1 protein-coding gene is annotated in these 915 nt (G+C 71.8%); it reads left to right on the forward strand.

The genetic code is table 11. From position 1 onward, the window contains the following. The coding region (locus ACYVD1_RS34750) for an HNH endonuclease signature motif containing protein (RefSeq protein ID WP_460778722.1) at nt 1–395 on the forward strand (395 nt) is incomplete at its 5' end. Between the last annotated feature and the right edge of the window lie 520 nt (nt 396–915).

Genomic DNA, 915 nt, shown 5'->3' on the forward strand with positions numbered 1-915 from the left:
CGATCTCCGTGGTGCGTGAACTCCTGGGTGAGAGCTGGATCCGCCGCCTGGTGGTGGAGCAGAAGAGCGGGCAGGTGTTGGACGTGGGCCGGTCCTGCCGGTTGGCTCCGCCCAAGATCCGGGCGGCGGCCTTCCACGGCCACACGTCCTGCGCGTGGCAGTACGGGTGCGATGTGCCGCTGCCCTGGACGCAGGCTGATCACATCGTGGAGTTCTGGCAGGGCGGCACCACCAGCGCCGCTAACATCCAGCCGTTGTGTGCGACCCATAACCAGATCAAGCACCGGTGGGCGGTGCGCACCGCCCACCGGATGTGGTCGGGCCGCAACCGAGGCCGCACCCAGGGCGGAGGCCCGGATACGGATGGGGACCCATCCCCAACCCCGCACCCGTAACCATCCACCCCCAACAAGCCCCCACCCGCTTGCGCCGGGCCGCTATCCCCGCATGGCCAGAACCCGAACCGGGCCCCTGGCCCCGCCCTGCCCTCGGGGTTGCCGGTCCCGAGTCGCCCACACCCGGGGGTGGGTGTGAGCCCTGGTCCTAGAGTCACTCTCACCCCTGTTTTTGCCTCCAACAGGGGGGCTCACCCACACCCAGACACCGACCGGCCCCAGACACCGGCACCCAGACCGGCCGGGGTTCGCCGCACACCATGACCAGCCGCGACACCCGTAGCCGTCAACGCTCCGGCGCAGGGGCAGGCACCGGCCGAAGGCCGCCGGGGTCCGCCACACACCATGACCGGCCGCGACACCGCCAGGCGTCACCGCTCCGGCGGAGTGGCCGCTGACGGCCGCCAGGCCGTGCTTGTGCCGTAGGGGCCCTCCGGGCCCCGAAGGGGCCATCGCCTCCCCGACCACACGTCCCCCGTTTCCTGATAGCCGCCGACCCGCCGTCGCAGCGAAGCGGGTC

This window comes from Nocardiopsis nanhaiensis (genome assembly GCF_054778635.1).